We start from the raw sequence: 2,728 nt of genomic DNA, 5'->3' as shown, positions 1-2,728 counted from the left end.
GACTCGAATTTATTTATCAATATGTTAGAAGTATTAAAGCGAACCTATCGTGATGCAGAAACGCTGAGCGTGATTTTAGATAACTACGGTATCCATAAAAGTAAGAAGGTCTGAGAATGGCTGTTGAATAATCCCACCGTGACACTGCTATTTCTTCCGGTCTACTCGCCTTGGTTAAACAAAATAGAACGGTTATGGCAATCACTTCATGAAACAGTGACACGCAATCATTGTTGCCAATTTATGTGGCAACTTATTCGTAATGTGAAAATTTTTTTGAAAAGGGCCTCATTAACGAATTGGAAAGAAATGAGAAATATAAGAGTCTCACCATTATGACAAGCTATTTATATGGGAAAACGTCTTTTTCAAATGTTTCCATCATTTCTTTAGCATAAGAAGCTGACCACCTGTCTACGCGTTTTTCGTACCATTCACGAGTTATATTTTCAAAGGTGTTTTCTATTTGGTTTGCTGCGGATATCTTTTCAATTTTTCTTACTTCACTGGGGTTAATTCCGTTAGCCACCAGCTTTCTTGCCTCATCGCGTTTGGTTCTGGCTTCGGTGAGTGTTACTACCGGATAAACACCTAATGAGATCATTTTAGTTTTACCCGCGAATTGATAACGATAGCGCCAGCCTTTGGAACCATTGGTATCAACCAACAAAGATAGCCCATTGCCGTCTGCCAGTGTATAGGTTTTTTCTTTTGGTTTGGCTCGTTTGATTGCCAAATCTGTCAGCTTCATAAATCACAAATCTTGTATAGAAAAATTGTAGAGGGAAACTCTATACAAAAAGCTATACAACAAATTGTAGATATTTAGAAAGACACTACTAGACTTCGATAGATGAGGAATTTAGCAATTTTGTTGATTTTACTGGTGTTAATTGACTTGAATAGACTGTGAAAGATGTTCATTTGGCGCCCTCTGCAGGAATCGAACCTACAACTAGCCCTTAGGAGGGGCTCGTTATATCCATTTAACTAAGAGGGCATTTTACTGCTTGTTTCAGGCCGTTTCTGAAACTCCCGTATCTTAGCTCTTTCTGCCTGTTTTAATCAAGTTTTTTGCATTTGTTTGTTTCACCCTATCTTCTTTAGTTTTTTGTTATAGTCAACTTATTACTTACTATTGTGTACAGATTGAGTACATAATCGCACTTCATTTTGTGAACAATTTATAACCATAACCTTGAGTGTTATTACCGGCTGATTTTAATGACCCTATAAAAAAATCAAGATTGTCAGTTTTTCTGTTCGAACATCACTCAATTGAAAATTGAAAATTGAAAATTGAAAATTGAAAATTGAAAATTAAAGTGATCAATAAAAACTGACCACTTGTTATAAAAATATATCTTGTTACTCTGAATTACTTAATTATCACACCATCTGAAACAAAAACGTTTAGTTTCTCCAGTTGCCTTCAATACATCGCCTAATTTTTTCGCGTCAGGAATAGACTGAGCAATATAGTCGTATGTAATGTTGTAATCATGTACAACTGAAATTCCAACTATAATTTTTGAATATTTTCCAAGGTGGTAAGTTACACCATCAACTGTTACATAAAGAAATTTATCATAGAGTAAATCCAACATATTTTTAAAGCTTTGCTGTTTTTTATAAGAATGCGCATTAAATAAAAGAAAACCACCAGGCAATCCTGCAAATAACCTTTCTGACCAATAGAAAAACCCTATTTTATCTGCATCAATAGGTGTGTTATTTTCGATAACAGATAATTTACCAAAAGACGGCCTATTCTGGCTTGATTGTGCTTCACTATTGTATCCCCAATGCATGTTTTCTAATTCTATTGCTGGATCGGAGAAATTAAACTTCTCAGCACCGAGCGTAATATCAAGTTCCAATTTATATTCTGTCTCTGATGTGTCAATTTTTGATTTATTATCATTGACCATAATCCCCTCACTTATTATTTATCGCAGATAAATAAGGCCGTGCATTGCACGGCCCGGAAAATTCATTCAGTGCCTCTACCTGAAATATTTATCTTTTATCCAGTATAAGAGCTGGCTCTGCAGCAACATAACCCTGCAAAATACCTTCTTTATAAATTCCTACAATGCACTCATAATACATTGTACGCATAGTGCCATTTGCAGGCATCATATTAATTTTGCTCATCCAGTAGTAATTTCTTATTGCCTGCATATTCACATCTAATGGATTTCTTACATCGACAACCGGAATATATTCTATGCCCTGTACAACCTTGTGAGGTTCTATCATTGTCATCATGTCATCCGGCATGACGTTCATCATTGAATCCAGTTTTATCAGTGCAACTGAATAGTCTAAATTCATATTTAATGTCATTACTTTTACGCGCAGCATATCGCCAGCATCACATTTAATGACTAAATTACCTGAACTATTAACTGACGCAAGTCTGTCATCCTCAGGGATATAAGTGATATATTTTTTAAAAATACCATCAGACCAAAGTGAAACAGGATTGTTAATATCTTTGCTAAGTTTGCCAAAATCATTCATAATATCTTCGACTCTGATACCAACTAATATATCAATCATTTTAGACATTATTGTACCCTCATTTATTTATGGTATTAGCATGTTTTATTACACAAAAAACATAACACTCTGACTGAATTTTTTCACAAGCCACTGACGGAATGAATAATAGCAAAATAATATAAAGTCAAAACCTCAAAAAAACTTATGTACGAGATGTTTT

At 34.5% G+C, this 2,728-nt stretch carries 2 protein-coding genes, 1 tRNA gene and 2 pseudogenes; 1 reads left to right on the top strand and 4 read right to left on the bottom strand.

Going from position 1 to position 2,728, the window contains the following annotated elements; genetic code table 11:
- Positions 1-339, top strand: a pseudogene (locus AACX68_RS06005) (transposase); the annotation flags it as partial.
- A gap of 10 nt (positions 340-349) precedes the next feature.
- Here AACX68_RS06005 and AACX68_RS06000 read toward each other — a convergent pair.
- The 4 genes and pseudogenes from AACX68_RS06000 to AACX68_RS05985 all read right to left on the bottom strand — a co-directional run.
- Positions 350-751: pseudogene (locus tag AACX68_RS06000) on the bottom strand (tyrosine-type recombinase/integrase); the annotation flags it as partial.
- A 174-nt stretch (positions 752-925) separates the two neighbouring features.
- A tRNA-Arg gene (locus AACX68_RS05995) sits at positions 926-1,000 on the bottom strand.
- 382 nt (positions 1,001-1,382) lie between these two features.
- Positions 1,383-1,931 (bottom strand): DUF7823 domain-containing protein, encoded by a 549-nt coding sequence (locus tag AACX68_RS05990; protein WP_228860819.1) that lies wholly within the window; start codon positions 1,929-1,931, stop codon positions 1,383-1,385.
- An 88-nt stretch (positions 1,932-2,019) separates the two neighbouring features.
- Entirely contained in the window at positions 2,020-2,574 is a 555-nt protein-coding gene (locus AACX68_RS05985; RefSeq protein WP_228860818.1) for an AidA/PixA family protein, read from the bottom strand.
- Positions 2,575-2,728: the final 154 nt, after the last annotated feature.

The sequence above is a fragment of the Xenorhabdus sp. PB61.4 genome (genome assembly GCF_963894935.1).
Taxonomy (GTDB): domain Bacteria; phylum Pseudomonadota; class Gammaproteobacteria; order Enterobacterales; family Enterobacteriaceae; genus Xenorhabdus; species Xenorhabdus stockiae.
Note: the sequence above shows the minus strand (reverse complement) of the source record. Positions and strands in the feature narration are given on the sequence as shown.